This window comes from Sphingobacterium sp. HJSM2_6 (genome assembly GCF_049316305.1).
GTDB lineage: Bacteria > Bacteroidota > Bacteroidia > Sphingobacteriales > Sphingobacteriaceae > Sphingobacterium.
On sequence record NZ_JBMOXB010000001.1, the window covers coordinates 564,120 to 579,814 of the forward strand.

Annotated in this window: 9 protein-coding genes; 3 read left to right on the forward strand and 6 right to left on the reverse strand. The window is 37.7% G+C overall.

Translation table 11 applies throughout. From position 1 onward, the window contains the following. Complete coding sequence (locus tag ACFRAE_RS02295) at positions 1-288, forward strand: hypothetical protein (protein ID WP_422795496.1); 288 nt, start codon at positions 1-3, stop codon at positions 286-288. Here the strand turns inward: ACFRAE_RS02295 and ACFRAE_RS02300 are convergent. Continuing rightward, the gene (locus ACFRAE_RS02300) at positions 285-4,652 is read right to left on the reverse strand and encodes a translocation/assembly module TamB domain-containing protein (RefSeq protein ID WP_422795497.1); all 4,368 of its coding nucleotides are present in this window, start codon (positions 4,650-4,652) and stop codon (positions 285-287) included. The genes ACFRAE_RS02295 and ACFRAE_RS02300 overlap by 4 nt on opposite strands. 73 nt (positions 4,653-4,725) lie before the next feature. Here ACFRAE_RS02300 and tsaD point away from each other — a divergent pair, with 73 nt between their 5' ends. Beyond that, positions 4,726-5,730 carry a tRNA (adenosine(37)-N6)-threonylcarbamoyltransferase complex transferase subunit TsaD gene (gene tsaD, locus ACFRAE_RS02305; RefSeq protein WP_422795498.1) on the forward strand — a complete coding sequence of 335 codons (1,005 nt, stop codon included), beginning with the start codon at positions 4,726-4,728 and terminating at the stop codon, positions 5,728-5,730. Positions 5,731-5,998: 268 nt separating this feature from the next. Here the strand turns inward: tsaD and ACFRAE_RS02310 are convergent, their stop codons facing one another. After that, on the reverse strand, positions 5,999-7,345 hold the full coding sequence (locus ACFRAE_RS02310) for a carboxypeptidase-like regulatory domain-containing protein (RefSeq protein ID WP_422795499.1): 1,347 nt from the start codon (positions 7,343-7,345) through the stop codon (positions 5,999-6,001). Then, positions 7,338-7,898: an RNA polymerase sigma factor gene (locus tag ACFRAE_RS02315; protein ID WP_422795500.1), complete on the reverse strand. Its 561-nt coding sequence runs from the start codon at positions 7,896-7,898 to the stop codon at positions 7,338-7,340. Before ACFRAE_RS02315 ends, ACFRAE_RS02310 begins: the two co-directional genes overlap by 8 nt. Positions 7,899-7,994: 96 nt before the next feature. On the opposite strand from ACFRAE_RS02315, the gene ACFRAE_RS02320 reads away from it, so the two are divergent. Then, a complete protein-coding gene (locus ACFRAE_RS02320; protein WP_422795501.1) occupies positions 7,995-9,887 on the forward strand; it encodes a YfbK domain-containing protein in 1,893 nt (630 codons plus the stop codon). Between the two features lie 53 nt (positions 9,888-9,940). Here ACFRAE_RS02320 and ACFRAE_RS02325 read toward each other — a convergent pair whose 3' ends face one another. The 3 genes from ACFRAE_RS02325 to ACFRAE_RS02335 all read right to left on the reverse strand — a co-directional run bounded on the left by ACFRAE_RS02325 (position 9,941) and on the right by ACFRAE_RS02335 (position 15,550). Continuing rightward, positions 9,941-11,329, reverse strand: a complete 1,389-nt coding sequence (locus ACFRAE_RS02325; RefSeq protein WP_422795502.1) for a lactate utilization protein B — start codon at positions 11,327-11,329, stop codon at positions 9,941-9,943. Positions 11,330-11,431: 102 nt separating this feature from the next. Then, positions 11,432-13,186 (reverse strand): aspartate--tRNA ligase, encoded by a 1,755-nt coding sequence (aspS, locus tag ACFRAE_RS02330; protein WP_422795503.1) that lies wholly within the window; start codon positions 13,184-13,186, stop codon positions 11,432-11,434. Positions 13,187-13,393: 207 nt separating this feature from the next. Beyond that, entirely contained in the window at positions 13,394-15,550 is a 2,157-nt protein-coding gene (locus tag ACFRAE_RS02335) for a DUF5722 domain-containing protein (protein WP_422795504.1), read from the reverse strand. Positions 15,551-15,695 lie beyond the last annotated feature (145 nt).

Sequence of the window (15,695 nt, forward strand, 5' to 3'; positions counted from 1 at the left end):
ATGACTCTAGCAGATTTTTACCACAGCCTATCGGAGGATCAACCAGCCAAACATTGGTCGGTTCAACTTCAATCTTTATGGTTTGACGCCAAAGGAGATTGGAAAAATGCGCATGATTTAGTAGATCTATTAGAAGATCGCAAATCAGCACATGTTCATGCCTATTTGCACCGTGTAGAAGGAGATCAATGGAATGCAAGGTATTGGTATAATCGCGCCAAACAACCGGAATGTCGACTCGATTTAAAGGAAGAAAGAGATGCATTAATAAGCAGCTTACTGCCTTAATTGGATTGCGGTGCTGAATCCAAACTTCTTTGTATGGAAGTTTCCGATTCCTTGCGCAAACGAATCATCCACATTTTTTTCCAGAACTCCCGTAAGGTATTAAATTCTTGCCGGTATACAATACCCACGGCATTGATATAGTCATCCGTTGGTGTAAATAGAATATTGCGGGTATTCAAGCGGTTATAAGCTCTAAACATTAAACTTCCATCTCGCCGAACTTTATAAGTTAATTCAGCATCTGTAGCAACTTGATTAGAAAAGAACGTTAAATCGGTGGTTTGTATATTCCTTCGATCAACAATTCCTCCCGTTAGTACTAATCGATCATTAAAGAACCGGAAGGATGCTGAAGCGTCATTTAGGGAACGGATGTTAAAATCTAAAAAGTTAATATTAAGCGATTGCGCTAAGATATTGTTGAGCTGATTAAAGGCAATTTCAGTTCCTGCAGACAATAAGGTATTATTCACTTCCCGGCCAATTTCATTGGAGGAACTTGCTGTAAAACTACGGCGCACGATTAAACTGAGCGCTTGCTGATTGACATTATTTGCATCTAACAAATAGGTTTGTAATTCATCGCGTACATAGGGGTTTTGAGGAAAATTTAAATCGAAAGTTACATCGGGCCTACTTAAAGTTCCTTTAATATTCATATCCGCTTGAGCCAATACGCGTTCATCCTGCCCTGCTCGTCCTGCTGCATTATACAATGCTCCTATAGATGTTCGTTGTTGATAAATGGCCACCAAATTAATCGTAGCAGCTGAAGGTGAACCTGTCCAACGAATGGTACCTCCCTGTTTGATATCGAAATACTTATTGATGAAATCTTGCGCCGTAAAATGGAATTTTCCAGAATTTACTACATAATCGCCAAACATTTCAAAATCGCCCAAGGTAGAAAGTTTCAGACTGATCTCGCCTGTTCCATTCCCTTTCAACGAACCTAAGTCTGTTTGTAAATTCACTTCCGCACTAGGCATAAAGGTCAAATCCATGTTCATGGTCAAGCCTTTTAAGAAATATTTAGAAGCATTGACTTTATTTTCGCTTGAATCCTTACTGACAAAATAGATGAAATCACTGTCGGTAACCGTCATCGCATTATTAAACGGAATGCTGATCGAGGTATTATCTTCCGATCGTGCTTTGATATTAATATCTATCGCTGAAGTTTGCCCTTTAAATGCAAATGTTCCCGTTGCATATGCTTTCCCATAATACAGGTTATTATCCTTGTAATTGGTATTTAATATCATGAAATTATTCGTGGATATGTCCACGTCGATGTAAGGATTTCGAAGATTATTCAAATTGATAATACCAGAAGCATGTGCCAAATGACCATTTGCATCCGCAATCTTTAAGTTATTAATCAAAATATTGTTCTGATCGATAATTGCCGTTTCATTATGAAGTTGGTAGGTCGTTTTAAGGTAATTGACCATTAAGGAAGCAAATTGAATTTTAGCAATTCCCTTTATTTTGGGTTGTTTTAGGGTCCCTCCAATTTCAAGATCAGCATTGACTTTCCCTTCTAGGTTAGACGCTAAATTCTTCACAAATGGTTGCAATAAAATCAACTCCGCTTCTTTCAGGCTGCCAGCCAATTGGATCGATTGATCTCCTTTGTCTTCCTGATAAAATCCTTTCAGATTTAATCCACGATTACGATCGTCCAATAATTGAATATCCAAATTCGCCTTCTTATGTTCCGGTACATAATCAGCCAAAAGCTTCAATTGGCCTATAGGTATTTTATTATAGACTAAAGGAGAAGTATGAATATTGGCTGATAAATAGGGTTTTTTGAAAATAGAATGCAATTCAAAATTTCCGTTTAACTCCCCATCTAATTGAATACCCAAAGGCTCTAACATAGAGGCTAAGGATCGCAGGTTAAAATGGTCAAAGCTTACGTTCAGCTGATCATCTTCATTGGAGATAATGCCGTCTAACGCCACCAATTGCTTTCCTTGGCTCACCCTTAAGTTATTCAAATAAAACTTCCCTTTCGAAACCCGCAATTGGGCATCGGTATTCAAAGCCCAGGGTTCATAATTGATAAGTATATCCGATTTATTAAATTGAATGTAGGCAGGTTTATTTTGTGCAAAATGAATATTTCCATTTAATCGTAAGATATTAGGGTCATTTTCATTCGAAGCATTTATTTGGAAAAACAAACTATCTTTTGCTAATACATTATTGATGACAATTTTATTAACAAATAGACTATCACTCAAGAAGAATTTATCGGCGGTTAATTTTAAGGAAAATTCCTGCTCATCCGCACTTTCTTCCACTTCCAGATTCTGCAAATGAAATCCTTTATATTTTACCAAAGGACTAAAGGCCAAAAATTTAGCCGTGTAATCATTAGATGAAAATTGCGCATTCAATCGTGCGCCATCCTGTAAGGTTAAATTTGGATCTAAAAATGCGGATACTGGGTCAAAAGATTTAATATTAACCTTCAAGTCGAAATCTTGTTCCCGATAGGGTTCCATATCGAAGCCTATGGCCGGAGCATACCGCATCGCCAGGGCTTTAAAATAGGGGACAATGCTGTTCAAGTCAATAACACCTTTCATTTCTGCATCAAGCACATTTGACGTAAGTATTAATAAGCGATCTTTTTCATTCCCTTCTGCAGAAAAGAATAAATTATTAATCGTAAATTCTCCTCTTTTGGTGGCCATAGAAATCTGACCAGTAGAAAGGTTACCATTTAAATTATTAAGGTTATTTCCCTTAAGCTGGGTACTGATATAGGTATCAAAAACAATAATACTGTCCTGCTGAAATAAGCCTAGACGATTAAAGTTTATTTGATCAATGGCTGCATTGATATCATAGACCGTTTCATCGTGCTGAAAATCAATTTGGGATTCATAAGCTAGCGTTACATTACGATCGGTAATATCCCCATGGGCAGACAATAATTGATGGGCTAAATCAGCATGTACCGCTATGCTATCGTACTGATAGTTGCCATATTGAAAATGATTTATTGCGCCATCTACTTGTAAAGTTAAGTTTGCTAGGGTTAAGCCTTCTCCTGAAAAGTTTAAATCTAATTTCGCATTACGTAAAGAGTTGCTCAATAACAATTTCCCAAGCTGAAATTCAGGAGCAATTAAATTCCCCGAATAGGCAATATTATTTTTTAAGTTAATCCCTGTTTTGGTTGTCAAATCGCCTAAAGCCGTTTGGAAATTCCCATTCACAGAAAAATCATTGTAAAAACCATGAAAAGTCCCTTGATAATTTATTTTACCAAATTGATGCACTTGCTGAGGCAGTTTAAATTGACTACGATTGGCCAATTGAGGAACCAAAAGCTCTACATCCGTAGCTGAGCTCTTTAAGGATTGCAACTGAAAATCAAAAACGGTCTCGTTGATATTAGGAAGCCCTACAATATTAAAATCGCCTATTAACTCGGTTTCCTTACCCGTTTTGATGTGTGCATGCTGCGCATGCAAATTACTTACCGTACCACTTGCTTTGCCTTGCAATAAGTTGGCTTTAAAACGCACAAACTTTAGATCGGGAGCAAAATATTCAATATCCCGCGAATCTACATAGACATCATCAAAAGTACTTTCCATGTGTACCTTTTGAATAAAGTCTGAAAAATCGCTAAAATCGGTATAGGTGAATTTCAAGTATCTGCCAACAGTGGAATGATTGGTCATTAATTTTAGTTGATCAAATTCCATGGATTGATCACCAATGATTGCAGAAGTACTCAATTCCTTGACCTGAAAACCCGACTTTTCTACAAAACTAATGCGCTTGACATCTCCTGAAAATTGAGTGCTATCCAAGGAAATGCTTGCAATTTCACCATTCAAATGTTGAATTTCAATATCACTGAAATCCACACCCTTTTGATGATGCGTTTTGCGGTGATTAATGTATTTGAAATGGTTATTCTTAAATACGATATGGTGGAGCTGTAACTGAATACCTTTTTTACGTTGATCGGCTGTCGTATTCTTATCCGAAAAATAATCAATGAGAAATTTGAAGTTTGAACCATCCTCATGAATTTGAAAATCCACAAAACCCTCATCAAGCGTCAATTTTTCGATGATTAGTTTATTTTTTAAAAGTTGTCTTAGTCTTACATTGGCATGCAATTCCTTCGCTTTAAGGATGGTATGTCCTTTTTGATCGGATAAGGATAATCCACCCAGCGTTATGGAAGAAAAGGGCTTGATATATACACGAGCTATGGATACCTCCGCCTGAAGTTCCTGTGCAAGATAATTGGCGACTTTCTTCGTTAGAAAAGTTTGCACAGGTGCAAATTGCAGTGAAAACAGCAAAATAGACAACACGGCCAACATGCTGAGCAAGCTAATTAACGTTATTTTAAGTATTTTTTTGATACTTTTGTACTTTATTTATTACTTCCCTAAAATGGCAATCATACTCGGAATTGAATCATCTTGTGATGAAACATCTGCCTCGATCTGTATAGATGGAGAAATTAAATCAAATGTTATAGCCAATCAAGATATCCATGCGATCTATGGTGGCGTTGTACCTGAATTAGCTTCTAGAGCGCATCAACAAAATATTATTCCTACGGTAGACCAAGCTATTGCTGCAGCAAAAATACACAAAAATGCGATAGATGCAGTGGCTTTTACACGTGGTCCAGGACTTTTAGGATCCTTACTGGTTGGAACTTCCTTTGCAAAATCTTTCGCCTTGGCTATGAATATCCCATTAATCGAGGTAAATCATATGCAAGCGCATATTTTGGCGCATTTTATTGAAAACCCTAAACCTACATTTCCATTTTTGTGCCTCACCGTTTCTGGTGGACATACACAAATAGTTTTGATTAAAGATTATTTTGAAATGGAATTGTTAGGTGAAACCTTGGATGATGCCGCAGGTGAGGCCTTTGATAAAACCGCTAAAATATTAAATCTACCTTATCCAGGTGGGCCATTAATCGATAAACATGCAACACTTGGTAATCCAAAGGCATTTCAATTGCCTGAACCTCAAATAGCAGATTTAAACTTTAGTTTTTCAGGTTTGAAAACCGCTATTTTATATTTAGTTCAAAAAGAAATGAAGTCTAATCCGCATTTCTTGGAAGAGCGAATGAATGACCTTTGTGCATCTGTACAAGATCGGATTGTATCTATCTTATTGAACAAACTTAAAAAAGCGGCCAAAATTACTGGCGTGAAAAATATAGCAATCGCTGGAGGTGTTTCTGCAAATTCTGGTCTTCGTACCTCTTTGCAAGAAATGGGGGAAAAATATCATTGGAATGTATTTATTCCAAAATTTGAATATTGTACCGATAATGCCGCTATGATTTCTATAGCCGGGTACCATAAATATTTAACTCAAGATTTTGTGGGGCAAGATATTGCTCCCATGGCTCGGATGCATGTTTCTTAGCGATTAACTGGGAGCTATAAACCTATAGCGTTGAGCTATTCGAATTGAAAGTTTTGAATTGATTTCTGTGCGATGGCTGTAAAGCCTGAAAAAATAATCCTCGCAATTTTGAAACAAGGAGAATCGAAATAAACTATTGAAAAAGATTAGTCAGGATGGGCCAGGGAAATCTTTTCTTCGCTGGTCCAAAAAGAAATCTTGATTGGTTGATGCTTCGTATGATGAATGATTCAAGATACGTTAACACCGTAATTTCCACCTCCCCCGATTATTTAAACGAGATCTTTACTTCGACTTTTTTACCGTCATTTCCTTTTCTCCAATCTGGACCATCTTGAACCAGGCGTATGGCTTTTTGATTAAGCGCGTCTGTTTCTCCTCTTTTAATAACTATATCCATAGGTCTTCCAAACGGATTAATATCAAAAACTAGGGTGACCGTTCCTCTGCCCAATAACGATTCGCTGGCATTTTCTGTGAGGTACTTTTTATACGTATCCCAACCGACTATAGGTTCAGATTTAAATTTTTCACTTTTACCTGAATAACCGACAACCACGACCTCATCGATCGAATTTGATTCGGGACTAAGCTGTACTATTTTATTTGTGCTAGCGATGACGCGCTGCGCTTCATAGCCCAGGGACAAAATTTCAATTTCTGCATTGGGACTTGAGATAGGTAATACATATTGACCGGTAGAGTCTGTTACGACCAACATGTTCTTTTGTAAATCTTTGATGGATGCATTTATAATCGGGCGACCAGAGGATCGATCTAAAACTCTACCCGTTGCAAAGCTGACATTATTTTGATTTGATGAAACTTTACTCCCTGCAATAGCTCCTACAACATTGCTTTTAGGCTGAGTGCCAAAATTAACGACTATAATCGAAGAGTTTGTGTTTTTTTCTCCTTCTTTTGAATTTTGCGGAACACCTCCACGGATCATCAAATTGGCTGTGTAATTGCTCTTTTTATTGGCTATACCAGCTACACGCCCTTGTAAGTCTTCATCCAACAAACTAGGATCACTTTGTTTCAAAAAGTCCTGATTAACAGGGTTCTTTTTTGCTGATAAATTCGCAGCTAATAACTCTTCAATACGTTTCTTCTCGACTGTTTTTTCCGTTGTTGTGCTACTTAAATTGCCTTTCTGACTGTTCGTATTCTTTTTTTGTTGCGCAATTGCCGCAATTTCTACCTGATCTTGGTCTATACTATCTACTTCTACATCATTCCAAGCGGAATCTGCCGTAATTTCTTCCTGAGGAGCACTAGCAATAACAGCATCAGCGGCTACCGGTTCTGGTTGTTGTTGCAAGTATATAGTTAATATGGAGCCCAGTAATACCAGCAAACTAGCGGCAATACCTAACCATTTAACATTAATTTGGAAGTTCTTCTTTTTGGGATGCGTTCTTTCATAAATGGCAGAATCAATATCCGTTTTATGAAAAGTCTCATTTAATTGCTGCTCTTGTTCAAGCCCAGCTATTAGATCTGCTAACATTTCATCTTCATGAGATGCGCGCTCTACTTCATACATTTCCTTCGCGCTTAATTCGGCGCGAATGTATTTCCGTAAGTAATTCAAGTCAAAATGATTATTCATCGCCCCTCCTTTCCATGCAATTCTTTAAATTTCGCTTTCCATTTTGAATATAACTTTTCACATCCTTTAAGCTATAACCTGTCAATTCAGCAACTTCTTGATAACACTTTTGTTCCAGAAAAAACAACTGAACACTCGTTTTTTGCTGTGCTACCAAATGTTCAATACACTTTTCTAAATTTTGCAATTGCAATTCCTTTTCTGCATCGTTTTCCTCTTGATGCAGGTTTACAGTAAATTCCACAAAATTATCACTTATAATTTCTACTTTTCCCTTTTTAGACCTTAGGGCCATGAGGCAATGGTTCTTACTAACCACATAAAGCCAACGGGGGAAATCTTGAATGGTTTGTTTTTTTACTTTTAGGATGAGTTCTTCGAAAATTTGCATGACTGCATCTTTACTTCTTTCTGTTTCTTTGAAATAACGCAAACATACATAATACACCATTTCACTATGCCTTTGATACAAGTCTCCTAAATATTGAAGGTCATTATTGCCCAAATAGGCTTGTAATAATTCTTCATCCGTATGATTTGTCAGCTTGCGCAAGGTGTATTTAGCTATAAATGAATTGGAAAATTAAATATTTCTTTTCGCTTATGGAAATTTGATTTTTCCTGCATCCTCTGTAAAAATTGAATAAACATGAAAAGATTAACAATTATAATCATGCTGCTCTTGTCCTTAGTAGGATGGCAGACTGGCTTCGCAAAAGAAATAATAGGATCTGTAAGACATATGGACCAGAAAAAAATAGGATTAGCAGGTGCTACAATTACGGTAGTGAATAAACACATTCACAGCACAACGGATAAGGATGGAAACTTTAAAATAGAAGCCGATGAAAATGATAAACTGACAATCAGCTTGTTAGGTTTCAACAACAGTACGGTGCAAGTGAGCAAGAAAAATAAACTGATTATATATCTTTCTCCAATAAGTACTTCTGCCCCTACTCTGTTGGATGAAGAAGTGGTCGTTGCTGCCTATAGTTCGCCTAACATTTTAACAGCGAATATCAGGACCAAGGGAAACTATAGCGTTAGGCCTGAACGATTAGTATTTAAAGGATTGCAAACAGCGGCTTCTTCAGAAACCTATGGAACTATTGAAGAAAACAAATTCATGAGTCCTACTAAAGAACCATTATCTACATTCGCTGTGGATGTAGACGCTGCTTCTTACAGTAACGTTCGGCGCATTATAAATTCAGGAAGTATACCTGAAAAAGATGCCATCCGGATTGAAGAAATGATCAATTATTTTCAATATGACCTACAAGCTCCTACCAATGGTGATCCTGTAAAGATTTACACCGAATTAACTACAGCCCCTTGGAATACGAAGCACCAACTTTTACGCATCGCTTTAAAGGCTAAAAATATCCCCTCAACAAATCTACCGGCATCAAATTTTGTTTTCCTCATTGATGTATCGGGATCCATGAATGGCTATAACAGATTGCCATTAGTTCAATCGTCTTTAAAATTATTGGTGGATCAATTAAGGCCTCAGGACCAGGTAGCGATTGTGACCTATGCAGGTACCTCGCAAATAAAACTGAGCAGTACATCGGGTTCTCAAAAGATGAAGATTAAACAAGCCATTGATGAATTACAGGCTGGAGGTTCTACCGCAGGTGCTGCTGGTATAATGCTGGCCTATCAAATGGCAAAAGAAAATTTTAAAGATCAAGGTAATAACCGAATTATTTTAGCTTCCGATGGAGATTTCAATGTTGGTGTTTCCAGTGATAAGGATATGGAGTCTTTGATTACCAATGAGCGAAAGAGTGGGGTTCACCTCACCGTGTTAGGTTTTGGAATGGGCAATTTAAAAGATAGCAAAATGGAATTATTAGCAAATAAAGGCCATGGAAACTACGCTTATATTGATAACATCGCAGAGGCTAGAAAGGCCATGGTGACCGAATTTGGAGGCACGTTATTCACTGTAGCAAAGGATGTCAAGGTTCAAGTCGAGTTTAACCCAGCATATGTGCAAGCGTACCGTTTGCTAGGCTATGAAAATAGACTGCTAGCTGCTGAAGATTTTAATAACGACCAAAAATTAGGAGGTGATATGGGGGTTGGACATGCCGTAACTGCTATCTATGAAATTGTTCCTGTTGGGGTTCAAAGCAATTGGAGTGGGGCTATTGATCCCTTAAAGTACCAACAAAATACGCCTGGTAAAAAAGGTTCGAACAATGCGGAGTTAGCAACGGTTAAATTTAGGTATAAAGAACCTACCAGTGATCAAAGTAAAATGCAACTTGTTGTCGTAAAAAACACCGTAACACCGCTAAATTCTACTTCGGAGGATTTCAGATTTGCGACTTCAGTGGCCGAGTTAGGTATGCTCCTTCGACAATCGGATTATAAACAGCAAGCCAACTTTGATCAATTAATAGCCCGAGCGAAACAGTCGAAAGGAAAGGATGATGAAGGGTATCGCGCGGAGTTTATTCGTATGGCTGAAAACAGCAAGTCTTTAATGGGTTTAAATCAGGTAGCTGTAAAAACTATGAAAGAATAAAACGAATTCGAGTTCAATAAAACAGGGTTATTTTTTGAATAACCCTGTTTCATTTATTTGTCTTTTTTATGTTTCTTTTTCCATTGTTGGCTAAATGATTTTGCAGCTATTGGAGGTAGCTCCCGCTGTTCGCCCCAAGCCTTTTTAAAAAATCGCTTAACAAAAAAGTTCTTAAACTTTCCTCCGAAAAGATCGATAATTGATCTTTTCTGGATTGCCCAAGTAAATAAAGACCAACCTTTCTTTTCTACATTACTCACTAAATCTTGCTGAACCGCATCTCGACGATTGAGTAATAACATTTTTTGGATATCAATACCAACTGGACACACCTCTGTGCATTTGCCACACAATGAGGAAGCATAACTAAGATGCTTAAATTCTTTCATACCACTCAGATGTGGAGAAATTAAGGATCCTATAGGTCCTTGGTAAGTAGTTTTATAGGTATGGCCTCCAATATTTTGATAAATCGGGCATACATTGAGGCAAGCTCCACAGCGTATGCAATATAAACCTTGTCGCTGTTCCTTTTGTTCCAATACATTCGTCCTTCCGTTATCTAATAAGATAACATACATTTCTTCTGGACCATCCCGTTCCGTAGGTGATTTAGGCCCACTAATTATTGAATTATAAACGGTTAAGTTTTGACCTGTTCCATGGGTAGCTAATAAAGGCCAGTACAAATCGAGATCCTTTATGCTTGGGATCACTTTCTCTATACCGACAACGGCGATATGTACTTTTGGAAAGGTTGTCGTTAGTCGGGCATTACCTTCATTTTCAGAAATGGCTATACTTCCTGAATCTGCTAAGAGGAAGTTCGCACCCGTAATTCCAATATCGGCTGTTAAATATTTTTCACGAAGCAGTTCCCGGGCTTTCATGGTAATATCTTCCGCGGTAGCCTCTAATGGGGTCTCAAACTTTTCATGAAATAACTTGGCGATTTCTTCCAACGTTAAATGCATCGCTGGAGTGACAAAATGATAGGGTTTTTGATCAAGTAACTGGATGATGAATTCACCTAAATCACTCTCAATGCATTCAATTTGCTTGGATGCTAGAAAATGATTTAAATCAATTTCTTCCGTAGCCATAGACTTTGATTTCACAACTGAATTCGCTTGATGCCTTTCCATGATCCGAGCAATTTCTTCTCGGGCTTCATTGGCATCATTTGCCCAAATCACTTTCCCTCCTCTAGCGGTAAAATTAGATTCAAAATCTAGCAAATAACGGTCTAGGTTTTCCATGGTTTTCCACTTGATTAGATTCGCCTTGGTCTTGGCATTGTCTAAATCAAAAAACTTTTGTTGGCCTACCTCTGCACTCACTGTATATTTATCTATCGCAGTTTGAATAATCTGACGATGCTGCATATCAAAAGATTTGCTTGCACTTTCTTGTAAGAATTTATCAGCGGTAGTTTGCGCCATAGGAATGAGTGTCGTTATTCTGCAAAAATAAAAGTTGACTTTAATTAAGTCAACTTTTAAATATAGTAATTTAATATTTACTTAACGCGATTAGCGTATTACTTATTGTTGTGTACGCAACAGGGAGATATTCAATTCGTCTAATTGTGCTTTTTCAATCGTCGCAGGAGCATCGATCATCACATCACGACCTGAATTATTTTTCGGGAATGCAATGAAATCACGAATGGTCTCTTGTCCACCCAAGATTGCGGTAAGTCGATCTAAACCAAATGCTAAACCACCATGAGGAGGAGCACCAAACTGAAAGGCATTCATCAAGAATCCAAATTGATCTTGTGCTTGTTCAGGTGTAAATCCAAGGTGTTTAAACATTAAAGCTTGCATATCTCTATCATGAATCCGGATAGAACCACCCCCTATTTCATTTCCATTCAAGACTAAGTCGTAGGCATTTGCTCTTACTTTTCCAGGATCTGTATCTAATAATGCCATGTCTTCTAATTTTGGTGAGGTAAATGGATGATGCATGGCGTGGAAACGCTCGCTGTCTTCATCCCACTCCAATAATGGAAAATCAACCACCCATAATGGTGCAAACTCATTCGATTTGCGTAGCCCTAAGCGATTGCCTAATTCCATACGCAATGCACTAAGCTGCGCTCTTGTTTTGTTTGCTGGTCCAGACAACACTAAGATTAAATCACCTACCTGTGCGCCTGTAATGGCAGCCCATTGGCTTAAATCTTCTTGATCATAGAACTTATCTACGGAGGACTTAATAGCACCTTCCGCTTCATATTTTGCATATACCATACCTGAAGCACCTACCTGAGGTCGCTTCACCCAGTCTACTAACTCATCGATTTGCTTTCTTGTATAATTTGCAGCAGCAGGAACAGCGATACCTACGACTAATTCCGCCGTGTTGAAAACCGCAAAATCCTTATGTTGAGCCACTTCATTTAATTCCCCGAACTTCATACCAAATCGAATATCGGGCTTATCATTTCCATACGTACGCATAGCTTCATCAAATGTCATTCTAGGGAATTGATCTAATTCAATACCATGAATGGTTTTTAATAAATGACGAGTCATTCCTTCGAAAATAGTTAAGATATCTTCTTGCTCTACAAAGGACATTTCACAATCAATCTGTGTAAATTCAGGTTGTCTATCTGCCCGTAAATCCTCATCACGGAAACACTTAACGATTTGAAAATACTTATCTAAACCACCCACCATTAATAATTGTTTAAAGGTTTGTGGTGATTGAGGTAAGGCATAAAATTGCCCTGGACTCATCCGTGAAGGAACAATAAAATCACGAGCACCTTCAGGAGTAGATTTTATTAAATAAGGTGTCTCCACCTCACAGAAATCCAATGCTGATAAATAATTACGAACTTCTTGTGTTACTTTATGGCGGAAAATTAAGCTGTTTTTTACTGGATTACGCCGGATATCTAAATACCGGTATTTCATGCGAATATCATCTCCACCGTCGGTTTCATCTTCGATGGTAAATGGTGGAAGTTTAGATTCATTGAGGATAGCTAATGAAGTAACTTTAATTTCAATCTCTCCAGTAGGAATTTTATTATTCTTGCTAGATCGTTCAATCACAGTTCCTGTCACTTTGATTACATACTCTCTTCCCAATTCACGTGCTTGACTGCGCAGTGATTCGTCATCATCCGTGTTAAAAGTCAGTTGAGTAATACCATATCGATCCCGAACATCAATAAAAGTCATTCCTCCTAAATCTCTTGATTTCTGCACCCAACCACTTAGGGTAACTGTTTTACCTAGATCTGCTAATCTTAATTCGCCACAAGTATGTGTTCTATGCATGCTTATTTATTTTTTGGAATTGCAAAAATACCTGTTTATATATAAAATAAAGAAATTAATATCATTGGGATAAACTCTTAATTTTCTCCCAAAAATCATAAACTGAAAAGCGCAGGTTAGCATGATGCTAACCTGCGCTTTTCAGTTCAATTCTGTTGAACCCCTGTTTCCATCATTCAACATCTTGCTTAAGGCTAAAGACTGCCCTTAATTAACGGGCTTTTTATCTAATTCAGACCAATTGCTGATGCCAATAACAGCTTTATAGGGTTCAAAGACAGTGTTTTCATTTGCTGTTCCAGCAGCTTTATATAGATACCATACAGGTTTTGCTCCTCCTGGTTCGTCTGCATCATCTGGAAATCTTCTTAAACCAATGCGCAAACCAAATTCACCACGATTATCTATCCAGTTATGCCATTGGATTCCATCTATCCCGTCTAATTGGACCATTTTTTTCCAAGCATAAGCAAATCCTGCCGCTTGTTCACTTAAATCTTTTTCACTATACGTTCTAGAATTGGTACCATTTTCCGATAACCATAAGGTTCGTTTAATGGAGTTTTTGTATTTATTTTTCGGCAATTTTATCCATGTGTCCAACACTTCTAAATTCTTAAATGTAACCAATGGACTATTCAAGCTAAACGTTGCACGTTTATCATTCCAAGTTTTAGGTTCATTCAGATCTTCAGGATATGGATGGCAAGCTAAAGCCCACTGAAAGTCCCCTTCTTTTTGTGAATAGGAGATCAATCCTTCTGCCATTTCCTTGGTCGTGTAGAAACCAGCAAAATAGTCACCACCTGTAGCAGATTCATTCCAAGAGTGGGTGAATGAAGCAAAAATCTCTGCATGCTCATCATAACCGCGGATAATATTATGCGCTAATCTCATGGAATGGTAATAGTTATCCAAGAAAATGTACAATGGTCTTCCATCACCCATGTTGGTCCAAACTACACCTTGATCTACTTCATTGTGCATAATAAAATGATGGATTCTTCCATAAGGATTTCCTTCTTGGCAGTAACGACTAGCTAGAAAATCCAATGCCGCAGCATAACAATGTACACTTGCTAAATTGTCCATTCTTGGCATTGTAAAAAATACATTCTCACCAGGTATATGATCAGGATGCTCTAATAATTCTCCTACTGCAGGGTCTGCACTATGAGCTGCGCCTTGCAATAAAATAATCGCCGCTACAACAATTTCCTTTTCTGCAGTCGTTTTAAAAGTTCTATCTAGGTTTTCAACACTAGGCCTTTGGAAATAATAGGTTTTGCCTTGGTATTGATGGGCAATAGAATTACCAGGATCGGTCAGGTGCATCATTCCCGTCAAGTTAACATTAACCGTAGCAGAGGTAATACCCAATTCATCAATATCCCCTAAGAATCCCCTAGATACATTGAACCCACCTAAGCCTTTTTTTGTTTTCGGTTTCTCTAGAGGCAAGTTACGGGTTGCGGCCACTTCATCCGCATAGTGCGCATGAGATTGTAATTGGTAATTCCCCGCGCTCCCCTTTACGATAGCCCACCTAGACAAACCACGGTCGTAGGTCAATCCCTCCGCAGTATTTGTTCTTGGCAATTTGATTTCAAAGTTTGTAGAAGTAATTGCCGTTGCAGCACCTAATGTTTTAAAATTGAAAATTTGCGTACCAGGAACAAGTTCTACAAGCGAATATCCATCAGCAGCGTTTGGAACTTTACCCTGTATACTTACCTCATTTAAACCCACTTTAACTTCAGTAATATTGGAATTAAAGGTTTGGGTTAAATAATTCTTTAGTTTATCATTGGTTAATTGATCATTTACTAGAAAATCTTCTTTTTCTTTGGCTTTCTTCAACTCCTCTTCGTTACGTTCCCTGAAGCCTATATTTCTGATTTGTATATTAGTACCTGCTTTATTCCCGAGGTCAATACGCAGTAGATGACCTGTATTTCCCCAACCTAATTCTTTAATCTTTTCCCCTAGGTCAATGGAAAACGTTTTCCATGCATTGCTTTGTTCCACCACAATATTGTTTACAGACCTTCCTTCGGTGGTAGGTGGCGTAAAGAATACTTGCATTCCCAATTTCGCTGAACTGGTATATTCGAAAGTCAAAACGTAATTGGCTTCTTTCAGTTTACTTGTTAATGGTTTGGAAGAAAGGTAAGGGTCCGCACCCGTAGTTTTGATGGTATATTGGCCAGATTTCTCGGTAGCCTCTAAATGATTACCGGTTTTTACATCCAAAAATATTTTATAATTGGTTTCTTTGACAACAACTTGTTCTTGAACTGGTTTACTTTTACAGGAGGGTAAAAACAGCACAATATACAATAAACTAAATAGGTATTTTTTCATAGAATTTGATTTAGGTAGATAGATCCTTTTTATAGAAGGACATAGCAAGGTTATTTTCAAAGTTTATAATTTCACTTATGAAAGTATTAAGATTTATTAGAACAACCATCATGCACTGTCCTAACAGTTGATGACAACCCTAGCA

What these genes read in the sequence shown, in the direction of transcription:
- ACFRAE_RS02295 (WP_422795496.1), top strand. Translation starts at nt 1, where the DNA reads ATGACTCTAGCAGATTTTTACCACAGCCTATCGGAGGATCAACCAGCC.
- ACFRAE_RS02300 (WP_422795497.1), bottom strand. Translation starts at nt 4,652, where the DNA reads ATGTTGGCCGTGTTGTCTATTTTGCTGTTTTCACTGCAATTTGCACCT.
- tsaD (WP_422795498.1), top strand. Translation starts at nt 4,726, where the DNA reads ATGGCAATCATACTCGGAATTGAATCATCTTGTGATGAAACATCTGCC.
- ACFRAE_RS02310 (WP_422795499.1), bottom strand. Translation starts at nt 7,345, where the DNA reads ATGAATAATCATTTTGACTTGAATTACTTACGGAAATACATTCGCGCC.
- ACFRAE_RS02320 (WP_422795501.1), top strand. Translation starts at nt 7,995, where the DNA reads ATGAAAAGATTAACAATTATAATCATGCTGCTCTTGTCCTTAGTAGGA.
- ACFRAE_RS02325 (WP_422795502.1), bottom strand. Translation starts at nt 11,329, where the DNA reads ATGGCGCAAACTACCGCTGATAAATTCTTACAAGAAAGTGCAAGCAAA.
- aspS (WP_422795503.1), bottom strand. Translation starts at nt 13,186, where the DNA reads ATGCATAGAACACATACTTGTGGCGAATTAAGATTAGCAGATCTAGGT.
- ACFRAE_RS02335 (WP_422795504.1), bottom strand. Translation starts at nt 15,550, where the DNA reads ATGAAAAAATACCTATTTAGTTTATTGTATATTGTGCTGTTTTTACCC.